13 protein-coding genes, 1 pseudogene and 1 riboswitch are annotated in these 20,806 nt (G+C 41.7%); of the genes and pseudogenes, 3 read left to right on the plus strand and 11 right to left on the minus strand.

What is annotated here, in order from left to right; genetic code table 11:
* Positions 1–113: 113 nt before the first annotated feature.
* Positions 114–215: riboswitch (purine riboswitch) on the minus strand.
* 37 nt (positions 216–252) lie between these two features.
* From HNQ41_RS03495 to HNQ41_RS03510, 4 genes are all read right to left on the minus strand, one after another.
* Entirely contained in the window at positions 253–2,535 is a 2,283-nt protein-coding gene (locus HNQ41_RS03495; protein ID WP_184663023.1) for a transglutaminase TgpA family protein, read from the minus strand.
* Positions 2,519–3,763: a DUF58 domain-containing protein gene (locus HNQ41_RS03500; RefSeq protein ID WP_184663024.1), complete on the minus strand. Its 1,245-nt coding sequence runs from the start codon at positions 3,761–3,763 to the stop codon at positions 2,519–2,521. Before HNQ41_RS03500 ends, HNQ41_RS03495 begins: the two co-directional genes overlap by 17 nt.
* Positions 3,763–4,713, minus strand: coding sequence for an AAA family ATPase (locus tag HNQ41_RS03505; RefSeq protein WP_184663098.1), 951 nt, complete (start codon positions 4,711–4,713; stop codon positions 3,763–3,765). The genes HNQ41_RS03500 and HNQ41_RS03505 overlap by 1 nt, the downstream gene beginning before the upstream one ends.
* Positions 4,714–4,924: 211 nt before the next feature.
* On the minus strand, positions 4,925–6,418 hold the full coding sequence (locus HNQ41_RS03510; protein WP_184663025.1) for an amidase: 1,494 nt from the start codon (positions 6,416–6,418) through the stop codon (positions 4,925–4,927).
* A 210-nt stretch (positions 6,419–6,628) separates the two neighbouring features.
* On the opposite strand from HNQ41_RS03510, the gene HNQ41_RS03515 reads away from it, so the two are divergent.
* Positions 6,629–9,139, plus strand: coding sequence for a sensor domain-containing diguanylate cyclase (locus tag HNQ41_RS03515; protein WP_184663026.1), 2,511 nt, complete (start codon positions 6,629–6,631; stop codon positions 9,137–9,139).
* Positions 9,140–9,270: 131 nt separating this feature from the next.
* Here the strand turns inward: HNQ41_RS03515 and cydC are convergent, their stop codons facing one another.
* Together cydC and cydD are read right to left on the minus strand one after the other, a co-directional pair.
* Positions 9,271–10,992 carry a thiol reductant ABC exporter subunit CydC gene (gene cydC, locus HNQ41_RS03520; protein WP_184663027.1) on the minus strand — a complete coding sequence of 574 codons (1,722 nt, stop codon included), beginning with the start codon at positions 10,990–10,992 and terminating at the stop codon, positions 9,271–9,273.
* Positions 10,989–12,722: a thiol reductant ABC exporter subunit CydD gene (gene cydD / locus HNQ41_RS03525; RefSeq protein ID WP_184663028.1), complete on the minus strand. Its 1,734-nt coding sequence runs from the start codon at positions 12,720–12,722 to the stop codon at positions 10,989–10,991. The genes cydC and cydD overlap by 4 nt, the downstream gene beginning before the upstream one ends.
* A gap of 598 nt (positions 12,723–13,320) precedes the next feature.
* Between cydD and HNQ41_RS03530 the strand changes: the two genes are divergently transcribed.
* On the plus strand, positions 13,321–14,145 hold the full coding sequence (locus tag HNQ41_RS03530) for a squalene/phytoene synthase family protein (protein ID WP_184663029.1): 825 nt from the start codon (positions 13,321–13,323) through the stop codon (positions 14,143–14,145).
* Between the two features lie 48 nt (positions 14,146–14,193).
* Here HNQ41_RS03530 and HNQ41_RS03535 read toward each other — a convergent pair whose 3' ends face one another.
* Positions 14,194–14,556 (minus strand): DUF488 family protein, N3 subclade, encoded by a 363-nt coding sequence (locus tag HNQ41_RS03535; protein WP_184663030.1) that lies wholly within the window; start codon positions 14,554–14,556, stop codon positions 14,194–14,196.
* A gap of 152 nt (positions 14,557–14,708) precedes the next feature.
* Here HNQ41_RS03535 and HNQ41_RS03540 point away from each other — a divergent pair, with 152 nt between their 5' ends.
* On the plus strand, positions 14,709–16,415 hold the full coding sequence (locus tag HNQ41_RS03540; protein WP_184663031.1) for a S8 family peptidase: 1,707 nt from the start codon (positions 14,709–14,711) through the stop codon (positions 16,413–16,415).
* 65 nt (positions 16,416–16,480) lie between these two features.
* Here the strand turns inward: HNQ41_RS03540 and HNQ41_RS03545 are convergent, their stop codons facing one another.
* The 4 genes and pseudogenes from HNQ41_RS03545 to HNQ41_RS03560 all read right to left on the minus strand — a co-directional run bounded on the left by HNQ41_RS03545 (position 16,481) and on the right by HNQ41_RS03560 (position 20,712).
* Entirely contained in the window at positions 16,481–18,190 is a 1,710-nt protein-coding gene (locus HNQ41_RS03545; protein WP_184663032.1) for a GMC family oxidoreductase N-terminal domain-containing protein, read from the minus strand.
* Positions 18,183–18,809 carry a hypothetical protein gene (locus HNQ41_RS03550; RefSeq protein WP_184663033.1) on the minus strand — a complete coding sequence of 209 codons (627 nt, stop codon included), beginning with the start codon at positions 18,807–18,809 and terminating at the stop codon, positions 18,183–18,185. Before HNQ41_RS03550 ends, HNQ41_RS03545 begins: the two co-directional genes overlap by 8 nt.
* A 234-nt stretch (positions 18,810–19,043) precedes the next feature.
* Positions 19,044–19,937, minus strand: a complete 894-nt coding sequence (locus tag HNQ41_RS03555) for a selenium metabolism-associated LysR family transcriptional regulator (RefSeq protein ID WP_184663034.1) — start codon at positions 19,935–19,937, stop codon at positions 19,044–19,046.
* A 77-nt stretch (positions 19,938–20,014) separates the two neighbouring features.
* Positions 20,015–20,712 (minus strand): annotated as a pseudogene (locus HNQ41_RS03560) (YeiH family protein).
* Positions 20,713–20,806: the final 94 nt, after the last annotated feature.

Raw genomic sequence — 20,806 nt, forward strand, 5'->3', positions numbered from 1 at the left:
CGACAATTCCACGAGTATAAAATATTTATCCTATAAACCTATAAAAAAATAGAATTCTGCTCTTCGTACCACCTAAAAAAAGGTATACGAAGGCAGAATTCCCTTTTTATGCAAAACGGATATCCTGCCTTCATAGTCAGGTTGTTTACGGTAACCCGGTAGAGACTCTTAGACCTTATTTCTAAGGATATATGAAGGAATCGATTTTTGTCGTAACATTGTTTTTTATTTTATCAATTGTACATATAAGGGTCAAGAAGATGCCTCTTTCAGCAAATCTTCCCACAATTTCTGGTCACGCTTCCAATCAAGGTGATCAACACATCCACCATAACAAAGTTTTTCATATTGCTCCGTCAAATAACGCATCGATGGCTTGCTGAACAACTCATCAACACGCTCAGCATACTCTCGTAACGTTTCCCCTTCATAACGATGGACCCCTTTACACTCAAGCATCCACAACAAACGTTGGTACGCTTGCCCAAAACGTTCATCATGCCCAAACCTGCGATAATACACTAAAAAGTATAGGCCAATGAGTCGGTAACGCATGCGGTAGGCAACAACAACAAACGCCATCACGATCACAGAAGCGAAAAGCGATTGGGCATTAAACCAACTCGCAGCACCGATTCCCTCATCCTTTTCATCTTCTCCATCAGATGTAGACGGTTCGCTTTCATCCTCTTCTTGAGAACTTTCAAGGTCTTCTTCTAGATCAGCATCTTCTTCATTTGCACGATCCTCTTCATTCTCATCATTATCTAGGTCAATATCCAAGCTCACTTCTTCACTGTCTGCTTCAAATTCAACATCATTGTCATAACCAATCGTCGGCTCAAATGGTACCCACCCAATCTCAGGGAAAAATACTTCCACCCAAGAATGGGCATTATCATTACTCACTTCATACCGTTGTACACCATCGTCCAATTGCGCAAGCGGATCCCCTTCCGTAAAACCTTTCACCCAACGGGCTGGAACATCAAGCGTTCGCAATAAAACGACCATCGAAGTGGAAAAATTATCACAGTAACCACGCCGTGTCTCAAATAAAAACTGGTCAACATAATCCTGTCCTTTTTCAGGAACAGGAACATCGTCCGTTTCGTAGCTGAAGTCTTCTTCCTTAAAATACGCTTCAATCGCCTTTGCTTGATCATAACGGTTATCCGTACCCTCAGTAATCTCTTCTGCTAAGTCACCAACTCGACCGGGCAAATCAGAAGGTAAATCCGTAAAATAATGCGTTACCTCGTCCGGGTCATCTTTAGGTGCTTCACGTAACATTTCCTGGTCAAACGACGGAGACTGAAACGTCATCTCATACTCATTTAAGCGCACATTTGCCGAACCTTCATACAACCCCACACTCCCATGTAAAGCATCCGTAAGGAATTCTGGGGTGAGACCGTCATCAATGTCATAAGAGAGCGACTCTTCATTAACTTCAACCATTTGCCCTGGGTAAAAAAACAAATGAAAATCTGCCTCATCTGTAAACGTTACACTCGCTTTATGTTCTGTTGCATCAACAACATCAGAAAACATCGGGTAATCAAAATGATCAGCATCGACGAGTGCTTCATCAGCTTCCCAACCACGACCGGTATAAATATTTTTCGATTCACCACGCCAGTAACCAACTTGATCAGTTTCAGCATGAAATACTGTGCGCGTATTTTGACTAAAACCACCGCCAAGCTCGCTATCATCATCACTATAACCAACTTGCTGAGCGCCTCCACCATTTGATGGAGATGACAATGAAAGGTCTGACATTTCAAAAAGTTCACCTGACAGTGCCTCTTCGATCACAGGAACAGGATCACGCCATTGCGGTTCATATTTCGGCGCCGCAAAACCTACCGACGTTGATACAACAACGACCACAATGAGGAGAACAACCCACGTCACAGGCACTTTCCTCATCGTTTGCGCATTGAACACCTGTCCTCGAACACGAACCAAATGCAACAAACTTAATAACAAAAAGCTAGTGACGACAATACGAACAATCGCCGCATCCCCCTCGACATTCGTAAACGTATCAAGAACCGCTACATAAACCACCGTCGCCAAAACAAAAACAACAATGCCTCTTGAATAAAACAACCAATAATATAGCAAATAACTCACAAGCGCCAACAACAAAAACATCACAAACGTTCGAAAAGGATCCGTCACTTCATACAATTGCCACGCCATCAGCAAACCGACATTATGAACAACCTCTCCCCACAAATGCTGAACCGTCAACAAACCACCATCAGCACTAAAAAAAGCCCCACCATAAAAAATCTCATGCAAACCATAAACACTCGCAAACAAAACCACCACAAACGATAAAACAAACCCTAACTGCAAGAAAACAACCACAAAACAAACCAACATAAACCAAACAAAAACATGCAACTCACCCGTATCCGTAAAAACCGGAAACGGACGAAGCCACTCCCATAACAAGAAAAACATCAACCCATAGACGAGCCCATGAAAGATCGATTGATTCGGTTTATGAAGAAGAGACATTGCGCACACCTTCTTTCATCGCCTCGTTCACACTTTCCCTCGTCACTAGATATGTGTTAACCCCACTTCGGCGTAAAGCTTCAAAACATCGCTTTTCCCACTGTGACATCAAACCATCCGAACGCACAAGACAAACATCAATACTCATCCGTCGTTGCCGCAAAACACGCAACCTTTCTAATTCAGCATCACCGAGCTCTGTTGTCACAATGACAACCTTTGTACCTGCCGAAATTTGCTCTTCACCCGCACGCAACTGATCAGCAAAACGACCTCGATTCGATGGAGAAACCTTCGCCAAGTGATCCATGATCGCCCTTTCTTGGTCACGCCCATATGCTAATGGGTACATCGCGGCCCGCTCACCAATCGACCACAAACCATAAGGTACTTGTCTTTGCGAACTGTACATAACAAAAGAAGCCACAAGCTCCACCGCTCGTTCAAAATCCTCAGAACGTTCAGTCGTATTTTCATTGAATACGAGAAGAAGTGATTGACCTACACTCTCTTCAAACTCTTTCGTCATTAATTGATTTTTACGAGCCGTCAATTTCCAATCGACGCTAGCTAAGCGATCACCTGGTACGTATTCACGAGCACCAACCACCGCGGTCATATCTTCTACAGCATTCACCTGTGACAAATCAGCTTCCGACCCACGCTCATTGTAAGCACCCCAGTGCTGTAGTTCTTCATAATACGGGTAAACGATCAATCGATCCTCGGCATTTAGCCTGCGACGTTTCTTAAACAATCCAAACATATCATCTGTTTCTAATATAACGCCTTCAAACGTGTGCTCACCACGAGGAAGAGACGGGATTTCATACGTAAAAGAAAACATCCTTTGAAACAATGGATAAAATAACCCGCGAAGTTCACCTTCATCTATTTGCTTTGCTAAGCGACCAGGAATGACATCGGTCACTTTTAAATAGAACAAAGGAAGCGGGAAGCGACGGGTTAATGTCACTTGCACACGCAACTTATCCCCAGCAATATAAGCATTCTTGGAAAACGTTCGCATCACGCGAAAAGCGCCGATCGGTATCAGTCCATACAAAACATTCATAGATATGATCAACAAAACACTATAAAACAAAAACCAACTAACAAATTCACCTTGAAACATCGCATAGCTAAATGTCCCAGCAATGATTGCAACGAGCAAGATCATTTTCAAAAGCCATTTTAAAACAACAACGAGAGGATTTTCCCTTTTCATTAACGAGTCATTTCCTTTCCTGTAGGAACGACAACTTGATTGAGTAACTCGCTAACCACCGTTTCCGCCGTCGTATTCGTTAGCTTCGCATCAGATGTAAGCAGTAAACGATGCGTTAACGCATAAGGCGCTAAAAACTTCACATCATCCGGGAGAACATAACCCCTACCTTGCATGTACGCATACGCTTGCGAAGCTTTCATAAGCATGATTGACGCACGCGGGCTCGCCCCGAGCGAAACAGCAGCATGTTTTCGCGACGCATTCACGAGGCTCACGATGTAACGCTTTACGATTTCGTCCACATATACATCTAACACTTCCCGCTGCATCACGACGAGTTCATCTAATGTTGTCACAGGAGTGACTTCCTCAATTGGATGCCTTTTTTCAACACGGTTTAAAACGTCCAACTCTTCTATATCCGAAGGGTAACCAATAGCAAACTTAAATAAAAACCGATCTAATTGTGCTTCAGGAAGCGGGTACGTCCCACCGTATTCAATCGGGTTTTGCGTAGCTAAGACGAAAAACGGATCTTGTAAGTTTCGCGTCTCGCCATCGATTGTGACACTCCCTTCCTCCAACGCTTCCAAGAGAGCAGATTGTGTCTTCGGTGATGTTCTATTAATCTCATCAGCTAACACGATATTCGCCATCACAGGTCCAGGGCGAAATTGAAATTCCATCGACTTCTGGTTAAAAACCGACACCCCTGTTACATCAGATGGCAGCAAGTCTGGCGTGAACTGAATACGCTTGAACTCCGCACCAAGCGACTTCGCAATCGCCCGCACCATCATCGTTTTCCCAACACCAGGAACATCTTCTAATAACACGTGACCCCCACTAAGCATCGCAATCATACTTAGCTCTATTTCACGTCGTTTCCCAACGACGACAGACTCGACATTTTCAACAATGTTTTGGATTAACGGTTGCCCTACCATGACATCACGCTTGTCTCGGTCCAAATTGATCATCCTTTCAAGCTGTATACAAAACTTCCGTTTTCTATCATTCTTAACAATTCTAGTATCTATGATACCATGGTGATTTGAAAATATCGTCGGTAAAAGATAGGGGTTCCCCCTCTTCTGCGAAGCTATTCCAATCATTGGCGCATTTTCGAAAAGGGAAGTCGGTGTTATTTTTCAATAGCTATTCAAAAAAACGATTTCCTCTCATCCCTACCCATAGGTCTGTGCTTTCTAATTGCGTAGCAAGTGAGAGGAGCACATCTTCTCTTCCTTTTGAAGTTATAAATTGTACACCGAGCGGTAAACCCTCTTCTGTCAAATGAAGAGGCAGTGAAAGGGCTGGCTGCCCTGTCAAGTTCGCTAATTGCGTAAACGGCGTGTACGTTAAACTTGGCAAAAACATTTCATAGATCAACCTTTGCTGCTCTTTTGGGCCAACACCTTGAATTTGTTTTCGTAACCGATCTTGCGAAGCTTGTGAATGAGTAAGCTCTCCTACCTTAGGCGCCGAATAAGCCGTTGTAGGCGTAATAAATACGTCATACGTTTCGTGAAAGCGAGCCATTTCTTCAGCTGCCGTGTCCCATGCAGCAATGCTCATCGTAAATTTCGCTGCAGAAACAGATTTACCCGCTTCGTTTAAAAGCCACGTTTCGATTTCTACATCTTCAGGCGTAACAGACCTTCCTAACGAACGTTCTAATCGGTAAACGAGCGCAGAAATTTCCCCACTATTCATTAAATAATAATTTTCCATCAATGCAACACCATCAATCGAAGGAGACTTTTCCTCGACGTGATGCCCTTGTCTCTCTAACCAACGTACCGTCTTTAACACCGCTTCCCGAGCTTCCTCCGAAACCGGTGTCCCTACAGGAGAGTCGGTCGAATACGCAACATTTAACTTCTTCTCCAAAGGCTTTTGCACTTCATCTTCATAGCGACCAGGGAAAAGGGGCGTTTGAAAAGCGGCTTCTGGTTGCACCACTTGCAACTGGTCAAGCATCGCCGCGCTATCACGCACAGTGCGGCTGAGCACAAAGCCGATTGCGGCGCCTTGCCATTGTCGCCCTGACCCAGGTCCGACAGGTGTCCGCCCACGCGTCGGTTTTAAACCTACTAAACCTGTAAAAGATGCCGGGATTCGAATTGAACCCCCTCCGTCACTTGCTCCAGCCACAGGAACAATGCCCGAAGCAACCGCAGCCGCTGCTCCACCACTGGACCCTCCAGGTGAATAGTCACTATTCCACGGATTTCTCGTCGGCCCATACTGCTCAGGTTCGGTAATGTTTTTCAAGCCAAACTCTGGACTATTCGTATGGCCAACCATATGACAACCTGCTTCGCGAAGCTTGCGAACGAAATGCGCATCTTCTTTCGCCACATTCTGCTGTAAAAGTTTCGCCCCTGCAGTCATCGGTTCACCAACCACCGATTGGCCAGCATTTTTCAGCAAAAGTGGAACACCACTAAAACGCCCATCTGTTAATCCAAGCTCTGCATCACGGAGCGCCTTTTCTTTCCAAGAATAAACAACCGCATTTAACGTCCCATTCACTTGTTCGAGCTGTTCGAAACTAAGACGAATCATTTCTTCAGCACGAACCTCTTTTTTTCGAACCAACTCCGCAATATCTGTCGCATCGAGTTTTCGGTATAACTTTAAATCCATCGTTTCACCCCTTTTTTAGTATGAGAAAGCGCTCGGATATGAACGTAAGTCGTTCCGTTTAGAATGACACCTTAAGTTAATAGACTGAAAATCATAGTAATTTCGACCCATTTAATTGCCGTTATATTAATTTTTATGTAAAATTAAGGTGTGAAACCGCATACTATATAATCGCTCTATCGAAGGAGCGCCCCAAAGGTTGTGCTTATCATGCTTTCCATGTGGAATAAATCTGAAAAAAGAACAATCTTGTCTATTCTCATTTTATTTCTCTCCCTACTAATCATTGCGTTATTTGAAGAGCAAATAGCTGTCTTCTATAATCCAAAAAATCATTTGTCTTTTCATATCATCCTTGAATTTTTAAGTATTGCAATTGCATTTTCTATTGCACTTTTAGCCTGGACTATCTTTCCTCAAACGTTATCACGTTACCGATTATTTATGGGTATGCTGTTTCTCGCTGTTGGTTTAATCGATTTACTGCACACTTTGACCTATAATGGTATGCCTTACTTTTTCATGGAGAGCTCCATTCAAAGAGCAACTTGGTATTGGGTGCTCGGAAGAATGACCGAGGCTACTTTTCTATTATTCATTTTACTTTCAAAGGATAAACAAATTCACGATTTAAATCGAAATTATATGTTCCTTATCCCGCTCATTTTTGTCATCGCACTCGGAACCATTGTTGATACTCAAATCGATAGACTTCCGGTGTTAGTGATTGAAGGCGAAGGGACAACATTGTTAAAAAATTCATTTGAATATATTGTCATTGCCATTCATCTGTATATTATTAAAATCGTCTTTGATGAATATCGCAAAAATAAAAATGATGCCAGTTTATACATCATCCTTGCATCGTTCAGTCTAATTTTTGCTGGAGTTGTATTCACCTTTTATGTAAGTGTACATGACATTTTAAATTTTCTTGGGCATATTTTTAAAGTCATTGGTTATTATTATCTTTTTAAGAGCGTCTATGTTTCCACACTTGAACAGCCATTTGAAGACAAGGAGCAAGCAGAAATAAAATTAAAAGAAAGTAAAGAACGGTATCAAAAGTTAATAGAAGTATTACCTGATGCCATTTTAGTTCATTCAAATAATAAAATTCTATTTTGTAACCAAGTTTTTGCTGAAATGATGAAAGTGAAAAATCCAAAACAGTTAATAGGAACTTCAATTGAACAAATTATTCATCCTGAATATCGAACGAAAGTGATTCAAGAACTCCAACAATTATATGAGACAGATAGCTTTTTACCTCCTTCTCATCGAAAGTATGTACTACAAAATGGTGAGGTTAAAGATGTCGAAGTTACAGGCGTTACCACTATGTACGAGAATAAAAAAGCCATTATGACAGTTGTTCGCGATGTTAGTGATCGTAAACAAATGGAATGGCAGCTTGAAGAGAATAAGCAACTCTATCAATCTTTGTTTGAATTTAACCAAGGTGCAAGCTTTGCAGTCGATAAAAATAGTAATTTTACAATGGTGAATCAATCAGCAACTGATATGCTAGGCTACACGAAGGGGGAACTCCTTCACTCATCCTTTATTCCATTATTAAATAAGCCATACTTGGAAGCAACGGTTGATCATTATAACCAATCGTTAAAAGGTGATTCTATAACGTTTCGAACCCAATTTGTGCATAAATATGGCTATATCATTGATGTCAATGTCAGCACCGTTCCCATTATCGTCAAAGGGGAAATTACTGGAATCATCGGCGTGGCACAAGACATTACACAACAACTTCAGGCTGAAAAAGAGCTAAGAGATAGTGAGCAACGGTATAAAAGTTTAATAGAATTATACCCTGAAGGGATTTATGTACACGATAAAGAGACGTTTTTATTTTTAAATAATCAAACTGCCGAAATTCTTGGAGCTGAATCGTATCAAGATATTATCGGTAAGCATTACATCGATTTTGTCCACCCAGATTATCAGAAGGATTTGGATTATACCATTCGACGTGTATTAGATCGTAAGGACACATTATTTAAAAAACAGGAGTTTGTTTTAATACGATTAGACGGGACGAAAATCGAAGTAGAAGCAAACACCACACTTATCACTTACAATGATAAACTTGCAATATTAGGGGTATTACGTGATGTAACCGAACAAAAAATGGAACAAGAAAAATTGAAACAAGCAAATGAAATTTTAAAGCAATCTTCACAAATTGACGGATTAACGAACATCCCAAACCGGCGCTACTACGACGAAGTATTAGAAAAAGAGTGGAAACGCGCAAAAAGAAGTTCAGGCTACATTTCTTTAATCATGATCGATATTGACCATTTTAAAGTGTACAACGATACGTATGGTCACCTTCAAGGGGATGAATGCTTAAAGAAGGTCTCAGCGTGTTTAAAATCTTCAATTCTTCGTTCAACAGATTTTGTCGCAAGGTATGGTGGTGAAGAATTTTCCGTTATTCTGCCTGAAACAGACCTGGAGGGTGCTATTCAAGTGGCTGAAGTGATCAGAAAAAATATTGAAGCCTTACAAATTGAAAACATTCATTCAGCCGTATCACCTGTGCTTACAGTAAGTGCTGGGGTAGCTACAATGAAGCCAGAAAAAGATGATTCTTCTGATGAAATCATTAAAAAGGCTGATGAAGCATTATACAAAGCCAAGAACCTAGGACGTAACCGTGTACAAGTATGGAATAAATATTATGACATAAGACCCTAAAAAAGCAGTAACAAAACCTGCAAATTAATGATTCAAACATTTAAGATTGGCTTCGTTTAACAAAACAATCTCACAAACAAAACGCTTGGATTTTATTATCCAAGCGTTTTTGTATGACCATGTAAATGCTTTTACATAAGGACACTTTTCTCAATCTGTTTCAATTCATAAAAATACCCTCGTCGTTCCATCAACTCTTCATACGTACCAGATTCAATAATCTTCCCACGATCCATCACGATGATTTGATCCATCCTCTCAAGCCCGGTTAGACGGTGACTTACAAGAACAACCGTGTCATCTTCGGCTTGAGCGAACAACTGATCATAAATGTCCTGTTCCGTTAATGTATCTAACGAAGACGTCGGCTCATCTAACAACCAAAGCGGCGCCCCCTTTAACATCGCACGCGCCATCGCTAAACGCTGCTTTTCTCCACCCGAAAGATTTTCACCTTTTTCTAAAACCGAATCTATCACGGAAAATGAATGAAGTTTGACTTTCTCAAGAACAGCTTCCATATCTTCATCCGTCAACTCATCGCCTGCCAGTTGCAAATTGTCACGAATCGTTCCATAGAAAAAGTGGTTATCTTGCAGGACAGCATTTGCACCTTGCCACATCGACTCTTCAGAAACATCATTAAGAGGTACACCGTCGATCAAGATGTCACCTTCCTGGACAGGATAGACCTTTAATAACAATTGTATTAATGTCGATTTTCCTGAACCGCTCGGACCAACAATCGCCGTTTTTGAACCAGCTGGTAACGACAGCGAAACATCTTCAAGCATGTTTCGCCCTTCACGCTCATAAGCAAATGAGACGTTATTTATCTCAATAGGAAACGCACCTTCTGTATCGAGGTTTCGCTTTGTTTCTTCAGCTTGGACAGCCTCAGCTGGGTCATCGACCACGGATAACAAACGTGAAGTCGCACGGCGGCTATCTTCATAATGACTCGGAAACGCAGCCATCGGTGTAGAATCTTCAAACACCGTCAATGAAATCATAATAAGCATCGCTAAAAATACGCCTTCCATACTTCCTTCGGTCACAAGGTAAGCACCAATGGCGACGATAGACCACGTGACAATGAATGAAACCATTTGGTTGAGCGATTGGCTGTAAAGCGTGTGAATACCACTTTGTTCTTGCTCTTGGATATATTTTTCAGAAGATGTCGTTAGCGCCTCTTCTTGACTTGCAAGTTGCTGATGAATTTTCAAATCACGAAAACCATATAGAAACTCTGTAACTTCCGTGGATAGCTCCCCACGCTTTTCACGCATCTCACTTGCTAAACGGCGCCTTCTCAACGCGAAAAATGCCGGGATTAAAAAACCTGTTAGCACGAGTCCTAAAATCAATACGATCGCTACAGAGAAAGAAAACCAAGCCGTAAAGACAATCGTACTTAAAAAGACGATCACCATCACAATCGGAGGATAAAACACGCGCAAAAAGAAGTTTTGTAAACTTTCCACGTCACCGACAATACGCGAAAGCAAGTCACCACTTTGGTATTTATGAAAAATACGCGGTGCAAGTGGCTCAAGTTTGTTATAAAAATGAACGCGCAAATTGCTTAACATCGTAAACGTCGCCCGATGTGAAAAATAACGTTCTCCGTAACGGCTCACTGCCCTTGAAATGCTAAATAGCTGTAACACGGCAATCATTATCGTTAAGATATACAAAGGCGGTGTCAGTGCTGAGATCGATATTAAATAACCGCTCGCCGCAAATAAACCAACAGCCCCGATTCCAGCGAGCACCCCGAGGAGTACCGAATAAAAAATATCCTTTTTTTCTGCCATCATCAGTTTTATGACAAGAGACAAGTCTTTCATCCTGCATCGCCTCCTCGCTGGGTCGAAACCATCTCCCTATAATCATGGACGTGCTCTATTAATTCACTATGCGTCCCTTTCGCTACTAGTTCTCCCGCTTCTAAATAAAGAATCTGATCAGCTTCCATGACTGTATGAAGGCGGTGAGCCACTGTAATCATCGTTGCTGATTGTGCCAATTCGTGAATGGACGCTTGCAAAATTTGCTCCGTTTTTAAATCCAGTCCCACTGTCGGTTCGTCAAATAAGATGATCGCCGGTCGCTTAAGAAACGCTCGAGCTAAAGCAACGCGCTGTTTTTCTCCTCCAGAGAGGCCGCGCCCCGCTTCACCAACTGGCGTGTCATACCCCTTTTCAAGGCGCTCGACCATCTCAGCGACCCCTGCTTTTTCGCAAGCTGCTTCAACCTCTTCACGAGAAACTTCACCTCTCGCGCCAATCGCAACATTTTCTGCGATCGTCCCAGCAAATAAATAAGGGTTTTGCGAAATATAACTTAGCTGATCAAACCAGTCTTTTTCCTTATACGAATATAAAGACTGACCATTAACCTTAATATCCCCTTCTGAAGGAGCGGCAAGGCCAGAGAGTAAATTTAATAATGTCGTTTTCCCCGCACCGCTACGACCTACAATGGCGATTTGGTTGTATGGAGAAAACGTCGCATCGATGTTTTTTAATGTAAAACGATCTTCACCATAACTGAAACTAACATGATCTAAAGCAACTGTTGGTGGTTCCTCACGAACAGTCAGTGTTTCGCTTCCCCACTCCATCTCTTGTTCGTGATCTTCTAACTCTGCTGTCACTTTCTTCGCCGCTCCCATACTACCTCGCCCTGTATGGAAAGCACTCCCTAATTCTTTTAATGATGAGTAAAATTCAGGGGCTAAGATTAGCACAAAGAACGCGGTAAAGAACGTTAATTGCTCATAAATGAGAAGGCGTAGACCAACCTCAATTGCCACTAAGCCAATCCCTAACATCGAAATAAATTCAAGCAACAACGAAGAGACAAAAGCAATTTTCAATACATCCATCGTTGCGTCACGATAATTCAGACTGCTATCTTGAATCTCCCGTTGCTGCTGTTTTGCGCGCCCAAAAAACTTAAGCGTCGCTAACCCTTGAAGTGTATCAAGAAAACGACCAGAAAATACAGCTAACTTCTCCATCTGTTCTTCTGATTTCTTTTGCGTTTTCATACCGATAATCGCCATTGCAAACGGTATAAACGGAGCAGTAACCGTCATGATTAGCCCTGATAATACGTTCTGTGAATAAACAGCAATCAATATCATGATTGGCACAATCATTGACTGGATCTTTTGCGGGTAGAAGTGACTAAAATAACTATCAACCTCATCAACTGAATCCATCATGATACTAACCTTTTCACCTGACTGTCCTTTTAAAGAAGCTTGAACAGGGTTTTTCACATATTGCTTCACCAATGACTGGCGAAAATCTTGCTTCGCTTTTGCAGCCATTTTCATTCCTGTTCGCCCATGGGCATAAGTGACCATTGCACGGAGGATAAATACGATGATTAACCCGATCAGCGCTGGCCATATCATTTGAAATGACGCATCTTGTAGGAAAACGCCATCAACGACTGTAACAATAAAATACGCTTGTCCAATAATCACTGCCCCGAGTAAAATAGAAATTAAATAAATGAATACAACTCGATTTCTTTGCATAGAGGCTATTTCTTTTAAAGACTTCATCCTTCAATCCCCTCAAACAACAAATTTTAATCTAATGATACTTTCCCTTCTAACATTGTCGTACTACCTTCACCTTTTGATACCTCTGTCTAATTAGTTACATTAACACCGTTAAAACATAAGTAATCTACATTTATTTTAAACGATCTCTTCATCACTTTCATTATGTAAGCTTGACATTTTTTCGTCATCTACAGCAAGTGAAACACAACACCTATTAAAAAGCAATCTTACACCCTTCCTTACTGAATACAAGAAAACCACCTGAATCAATCTCATCAGATGGTCTCGTAAATATAGGGCTGTGACGTTGAGCTATCACACCTTCCTCCTTAACTATACATGAAGATCACGTTTGTTATAGCCATTGAACAGTGATAAAAGAATAAGCTCATATGAGGGACGTTCTCTTTTGGATACCCTTTCATAGAATGGCTTTTTTAATGGCTATGATTTGTTGCTGAAAGGTTGACCTGTTATAATTTATGTCAAATATATTGAACAAGTCCCTCCTAAAGTGGGTCCAACTGCCATTGGCTGATCAACTGGAGGTTTGTTACACGCCATAAACGGAAGTAATTTGAGGAGGAGATTCGGTTTGAGTAACGACAAACAGTTACAAAAAGAAGCCATGAAAATGTTAAAAAAAACAAGCAGAACTTTCTACATACCGATTACCTTTTTAAAACCGACGTTAAAAATGACCGTCGCTTCGGCTTATTTATGTATGCGCGCCATTGATGAAATAGAAGACCATGAACAACTGAACAATGAAACGAAAAGTCAATTACTTACAGAAACAAGTGCATTATTGAAAACGACTTTTGACCATAAAAGGTATCAACAATTAGTTGAACCATACAAACACCTTCTTCCTGAAGTTACTTTACGCTTAGGTGACTGGATTGCTTTTTGTCCAACTGACATTGTAGAAAAAGTCCAAGCATCAACGAGCGAAATGGCTGAAGGAATGGCGAAATGGGCAGAAAACGACTGGACGATCAAAACGAAAGAGGACCTAGATGACTACACGTATTACGTAGCAGGGTTAGTCGGCGTTATGTTATCAGACCTTTGGGAATGGAATAACGGTACAAAAACCGACCGTGAGTTAGCGATCGCTTATGGACGAGGTTTACAACTCGTCAATATTTTGCGTAACCAAGAAGAAGATGACGAACGTGGTGTTTCATTTATCCCAGAAGGTTGGACGCTTGATGAAACTTTCAGTTACGCAGAGAAAAACCTCGCACTTGCTGAAGAGTATATGAAAGACCTCGACCGCAGAGACATGATACTATTTTGCCAAATACCACTAGAGCTAGCCAAAAAGACGTTAAAAGCCATGAAAAACGGCCGTGAAAAAATGACCCGCTCTGAAGTGGAAGCCACTGTCGAAGAAATCACAAGCGCACAGCAATAAGTTCAAAACCTTGTCTGAACAGACTTGTTCTTGTGACAAGGTTTCTTTTTATTCTGCCCCCTCATCCAATACTTTCTTTAAAACAACCGCTTGATTATGTTTTTCATCTCTAGCGCCTTGAACTAATGTGACAACTTGATTTGATTTTAATCTCCTGATTTTTTCTAAACACTCTTGCTTCAATGGATCTGTGTTTAACTCATCTAAATAGCGTGTTTTAAACTGCTCAAACTTTTCAGGGTCATGACCAAACCATTTGCGCAACTCTTTTGATGGTGCAACCTCTTTCATCCACTCGTCAATTTGCAACTTTTCTTTTGACAGACCTCTTGGCCAAACACGGTCAACTAAGATTCTTACTCCGTCTTCATTTGCCTCCTGCTCGTATGCTCGCTTTATTTTCACTCCCACTTTTAACCCTCCTAAACGTTCGTGTCTGTTCCTTCATAAAACTCCTTCTAAAAGAATGAACAAATTCCTTTTAGCTTTCATCGAAAGTTACAAACATACTTTGTTCACGTATGCGAAAAGCTAACTTCGATGATAAAAAAAGGGGGACTCCCATGCGTTTACTCATCATATTCCTTTTCATTGTACTCACTTGTTGCAATACCTTCGATGCACAAGATGCAGAAAACGACCGTTTTGGGCCTAAATATCAAAGTTTAGAAACAGAAATCCTTAAAGAAGGCACCAACCACAAACGTATCATGATCCTTGCTAAGAACGGAGAATCTCCTGAAGCTATCGCCACCGACTATGGAGGAACGGTCGAACAACCCTTCGAAGAATTAAATGGTGTCACGAGTTACATCCCAACGGATCAGCTGCTTGACTTGGGGCACGATGAACGAGTGGAAGAAATAGAATATGACAAAATTGTGGAACTTAAACCAGAGCTCGAGGCCGACTGGCCAACAAATATGATTCAGGCACCTCGCGCTTGGTCTCAAGGGCTAACAGGGAAAGGCAAAAAGATCGGGGTGTTAGATTCAGGCATTGCTAACCATGAAGATTTAAACATCAAAGGTGGTGTCGCTTTTACAAACTATACAGACTCATACGAAGATGACAATGGCCACGGTACTCACGTTGCAGGCATCATCGCTGCACTCGATAATGACATCGGCATCACTGGGGTTGCTCCAGACAGTGAATTGTACGCAGTGAAAGTCCTGAATGAAGAAAACCTCGGCTTTATGTCACACATCATAACAGGTATTGATTGGTCTATCCGTCATGATATGGATATCATTAATCTTAGCCTAGGGTCTGCTGATCACTCGTCCATGCTACAACAAATGACCGATAAAGCTAATGACGAAGGAATCGTCGTCGTTTCGGCAGCAGGAAATAGTGGTACAAGATCTGGAACAGAGAATACCGTCAATTATCCAGCTCGTTATCAAAGTTCTATTGCTGTTGGAGCTGTAGATCATAGGCGCAATCGCGCAACTTTTTCTTCTACTGGACCTGCAGTCGAATTATCTGCACCAGGCGTTGCAATAAATAGTACTTATTTAAATAATCAGTATATCAGTATGGACGGAACTAGCTTTGCCGCTCCTTATGTTACAGGGGTAGCCGCGCTATTAATGGAAGAAGAACCCAACGCTTCTAACCGCCAAATTCGGGAAAGACTACAAAACGATAGCATTGATTTAGGTAATGAAGGACGTGATACGTGGTATGGATTTGGCCTAGTCCAAGCCCCAGAACCAGAACCAAAGTTAGGGACAGTGACCATGCCATTTACAGACATTCACGGTCATTGGGCAGAGGAAGAAGTTATTTCGGTTTATGAACGTGGGTGGATGATCGGATCAGACGGGTTATTTCGACCAGAAAATAACTTAACCCGAGCTGAAGCCGCAACAGTCTTCTCAAGGATTTTACAACTTGAGGATACCGGTGAAACACCCCCAACTTTTACAGATGTAGCTGACTCTTTTTGGGCAAGCGAAAAAATTGAACTCGTCGCCCAGCACGGGATCATGATTGGATCCGGACATTCTTTTTCTCCAAACGCTCCTTTAACAAGAGAACAGATGGCTACAATGCTGTACCGCGTATTAAGTGTTGACCATAGCGAAGAGACGGCCCCCTTTCATGATGTACCTGCAGATCGTTGGTCATATGATGCCATCACCGCGTTACGTGAACTAGACATTGTACGAGGCATCAGCCCAACGACATTTGACCCTACTGGCGCGATTACGCGCGCGCAAATGAGTGTGATGTTAGAACGGGCTGCTCCGCACTTTGAGTGAGCCCCATCTTCCATCACCACACTCACCTAAAAAATAGGAACTAGACCCTATTCTAACTTTACACTTTAAGATCGGAAGTATTGATTTGCTAGTTTTTCCGCGGTTCTTGTTGCTAAAGCTTGAGTAGTTAAGGTAGGGTTCGCTCCACCTATCCCATTAACATGAACGCTATTATCTGCAATATAGAGCCGCTTTACTTGATAGGCTTCGCAGTCTGTATCTACAACGTACCCCATCCTCATCGTACTTTCCATATGAATCATAAGAGTAGCTGGCCAATCTGACCATACCACGTTTTTTGCCCCTGCTTTTTTTAGTAAATTTGAAGAAATGTTAAGCAACCGCTTACGATTACGCCTCGCCAGAGCTGTTGGGTTATATTTTATAAGCGGTATTGGACCATGCTCATCTTCAATAGTCGGATCAACCGTAATCCCGTTTCGCTGGTCAACTTGGTCGTTAGCAAGGAGTAAAAGGTTTAATGTCCTTCGGTAGTCCCCCATCAACGACTTCAATTCCTCACCTACAATTCGGCCTTTCGCATCCCACTTTCTATGAGGGTCAGATTCATTCGTAAAATGATACCCCGATTCACTAAAGCCGTACGTCAACGAAGCCATTAATCCAGGACTCATACCCGTTACTTGAATAAAACCTGTTCCTGGGTCGTCCAGCCTCGCTCCTGATGAATGACCGACAAATGGATGAACATCACCAGTACCTAAAATGCTCTGTAAATCTTGTTCATCAAAGACGCCAGAAACCCAATCTATATAATGATTGACAAGTCCACGACCGACCCACGGGTTGGTCGGTAACCCAGAGTTTAACCAAAGTCGTGGGGTTTCTACGCACCCTGCAGCCATTACAACGCATTGAGCTTTTAATTCCTCAATTTCCCCTGTCCAAGTATCTCGTATCCTAACCCCTGTTGTTCTTATTCCTTCAGCAGGATCCTCTTCCGTTAAAACTTTTATCACAAAAGCATTTGGCCGAATCGTAACATTTCCCGTTTTTAAGGCTAACGGAACATAACTTACATCTGTAGAACGTTTCGCTACTTTATCCACCGAAGGGCCATGAGGGCAACCCTTTACGCAATGTCCGCAAAGCGTACAACCTTCCATCCACGATAATTGCTCCAAAGAAACATAAGGATTCTTTATGTGTTCATTTACAGGTAAAATGGCATTCGGTTGTGGCCGATACCCTGAAGTCGTAACATCCAAAGTTGGAATTAACGGCCAGCCTGCCTTTTGGGCACCATAGTAAAATAACTCTTCTTTAGTTGTTGTTGGAGCAAACTGAACGGGTAAAGTAGCTTCTACTTTCTCGTAGTATGGGATCAACTCACGATAAGAAAGGGGCCAAATTCCATCGATCGCTGAAGGAAAGGCTCTAGGTGAATTCGCAAGGTAATGAAGCGTTGTACCACCAACGCCTGCATTTTGCCAAGCCAATCCCCGATGTTGGATGTTTCTAACCCAAGGAGGAGTTTCACGATTTGCTGGCCCCCACCGTAACTTCCCATTTGTTAAATCGTTCATATCATTTTCATATTTATTAAATTGCGCTCTATATAAACCAATGTCTAAATCATCTACATTTGAACTACTCAGCGAGCCGCGATCTTTATTAGGCATCGGCCATTGTTTATTGCCATACCAAGGGCCTGCCTCGAGAACAGTTACCTTTAACCCTAATTCTCCTAGTTCTTTCGCAATGACAGGGCCGCCTCCACCAGCTCCAATCACAATGACATCAGGGTTAGGCATAAGAAACGCCTCCTTGATGATCCATTTTTAATAAATAGCCACGAAAATCACGATAGCCAAACGAAGGGCCAGGATACCCAACCTGTAGCCAGCTTGGTGGAAGAAACGCTAATTGATAAGTCGTTGGATGAAATCGTGCCTCACCATATCCTATCCACTCTGAATAGAACCCAAATAAAATGAGGCGATTCAACCCATCCATCATATTTAATAAAAAACCAGGGTTATTCGTATATGGAAAGGGTAAATTTTCAACATTCACTTTCAGGCCTTCCAATATCATAACCGCTTTTAATCGATCTCTTCTTGATAACGTCGTGAACCATCCACCAGGAAAAATAGGGTCATTATGAACCATGATTGCTTGGTTGTTTTGTATAAGTTGATTTGCGGCAATATCTAGGACGTATGCAGTTGAATCAGACAAGTTAAAAGGCATTTCATTCAGCCCTAAGCGGGGGGCAAGCTTATCATCTAAAACCCAAAGAACATAGTCTTCTAACCTTATATCAACAGCGCCAAGAGATCGGGTGATACCACATGTATCTGTTGTAAAAGTTGGAGGAATCATGGCATCTAACAAAGACTGAAATGTCGCCCTTGTATAATATGTCTGCAAGTGTCAATCCCCCCTTCTGTTTGCTGTATCTACCGCATCCCTATTCAGACACTGATACTATTATGTTCCGAAGGCCTTGATTTCTGATTCTGCCAATAAAAAGCCCTCAACAAGTTAAAAACTTGTGAAGGCACGTGATTGGTTCAAGTTAGAGCTACAAGCAAAAAGTTGCTCGTATCCATGAGAAAATCGAAAACAAGCGAAGAGACTTCTCACTTAAAACTAGCGGATCATTCAATCATTCTTCTCCAATATTAACGATGTGAATTTTTGAGAAATTAACGACAACGTCTTTTTCTTTTTATACACTACATAAAAAGATCGCTTTAACTCGACATTTTCAATCGGATAGGTTTTGAATAACCCAGCGTCTAGTTCCTTTCGAATAGCACTCTTCGATAAAATGGACACACCTAGCCCTGCCTCAACAGCTGTTTTCACTGATTCTGTACTACCTAATTCTAAAACCACATTCAATGAATCCGGATGAACATCATGTTCGCCTAAGTGTTGGTGAGCAACCGTTCTCGTACCGGACCCACGCTCACGTAAGACGATCGGAAGCGAACGTAATTCTGTTAATTTAACCTCTTGTCGGTCTGACGAAAAAAAGTCACGGTATGCAACTAAAACAAGCTCATCCGACATGAATGGAACTACATGTAACAGTGGATCATCTAACGCTGCTTCAATTAAACCAATCTCTAATTCATCACTTTTCACCATATCTACAATATGCTGACTATTGGTAATATCTGTGCTTAAGTCTACCTTTGGATACTTCTTTTTAAAATCGTATAAAAACATAGGAAGTAGATGCTCACCAATCGTTAAACTGCTGGCGACGATAAGTTTTCCATGTAAATCCTCTAACAATTCATCTATTTCATTTTGCGCTTTAACTTGTAAGTCGAGAATTTCTTGTGCATATGAATATAATATTTTAGCTGCAGGGGTCATCTCCACGTATTTACTCGTTCTATTGAATAGCGAAGTATTCAATGACCTTTCTAGTGACTTTATTTGTGAAGTGATCGTTGGTTGTGACAAGAAAAGAATTCGGGCAGCTTCTGAAAAGCTTTTGTGATTTGCAACAGTAACGAATGTTTTTAAATGTTCATGGTTCATGGTCCCACCCTTTTCTTGTAAACAGTGTCTTATTTACTGTCGCACAATGCTGAAAGGGAATCAAGTTTGCAGCTGCCTTAATATTTAATCATCCCCCCAAGTAAATAAACCATAACCAAACTCACCAACGTAACGGTCACGGCCGCGATCATACCAATACAAAACGGCTTTAAACCATGGTTTTTAAATAGTTTCAGATTCGTTGACAAACCTACATCTGCCATAGCAATCCCTAATAAGTACGTAGAACCGAATGTATTCAATGATTCCGTGACAAATTTCCATTGTTCTGGTGAAAAAAGCCCGAATGCTGTTTGTGTGTTTTCCATACCTGAATCGCCAATTGTTCTTACCCCTGCCATGATAAGAAAACCTACGACAAATAGAGGGATCAATTGATACCATTTCTTCGTTTGAACGCGTTCCTCTCCACCCTTACTCTTTAAATAATAGTATGACACGATCGGTACGACAGCGATCATGAGGGTATTTCTCGTTAATTTTGTAATTGTTGCTACATCGACAACATGGTTCGCTTGATATAATTGATCGTAAATCAATACAGCACCGGCTACTTGGGCCGTTTCATGTATAGGTGTACCAAAAATAATCCTGCTCGAACAGGATCCTCTGCAAACAGCGACATAGCTAAGTAAGGGTACATAAACATCGCTAATATACCGAATACCGTTATATTTCCAACTGCATAGGCAACCTCTTCATCATTAGCTTTTATACCAGGCGCTGTCCCGATAATGGCTGTTACACCACAAATTCCCGTTCCAACAGCCGGGTGTCAGCCCAACGACATTTGACCCTACTGGCGCGATTACACGTGCACAGATGAGCGTCATGTTAGAACGGGCAGC

Source organism: Texcoconibacillus texcoconensis (assembly GCF_014202575.1).
GTDB lineage: Bacteria > Bacillota > Bacilli > Bacillales > Salisediminibacteriaceae > Texcoconibacillus > Texcoconibacillus texcoconensis.

Excerpts from the sequence above, each read along its gene's own strand:
- HNQ41_RS03555 (WP_184663034.1), bottom strand. The coding sequence starts at position 19,937 with ATGAACCATGAACATTTAAAAACATTCGTTACTGTTGCAAATCACAAA.
- HNQ41_RS03515 (WP_184663026.1), top strand. The coding sequence starts at position 6,629 with ATGCTTTCCATGTGGAATAAATCTGAAAAAAGAACAATCTTGTCTATT.
- HNQ41_RS03510 (WP_184663025.1), bottom strand. The coding sequence starts at position 6,418 with ATGGATTTAAAGTTATACCGAAAACTCGATGCGACAGATATTGCGGAG.
- HNQ41_RS03540 (WP_184663031.1), top strand. The coding sequence starts at position 14,709 with ATGCGTTTACTCATCATATTCCTTTTCATTGTACTCACTTGTTGCAAT.
- HNQ41_RS03500 (WP_184663024.1), bottom strand. The coding sequence starts at position 3,763 with ATGAAAAGGGAAAATCCTCTCGTTGTTGTTTTAAAATGGCTTTTGAAA.
- HNQ41_RS03545 (WP_184663032.1), bottom strand. The coding sequence starts at position 18,190 with ATGCCTAACCCTGATGTCATTGTGATTGGAGCTGGTGGAGGCGGCCCT.
- cydC (WP_184663027.1), bottom strand. The coding sequence starts at position 10,992 with ATGAAAGACTTGTCTCTTGTCATAAAACTGATGATGGCAGAAAAAAAG.
- cydD (WP_184663028.1), bottom strand. The coding sequence starts at position 12,722 with ATGAAGTCTTTAAAAGAAATAGCCTCTATGCAAAGAAATCGAGTTGTA.
- HNQ41_RS03495 (WP_184663023.1), bottom strand. The coding sequence starts at position 2,535 with ATGTCTCTTCTTCATAAACCGAATCAATCGATCTTTCATGGGCTCGTC.
- HNQ41_RS03505 (WP_184663098.1), bottom strand. The coding sequence starts at position 4,713 with ATGGTAGGGCAACCGTTAATCCAAAACATTGTTGAAAATGTCGAGTCT.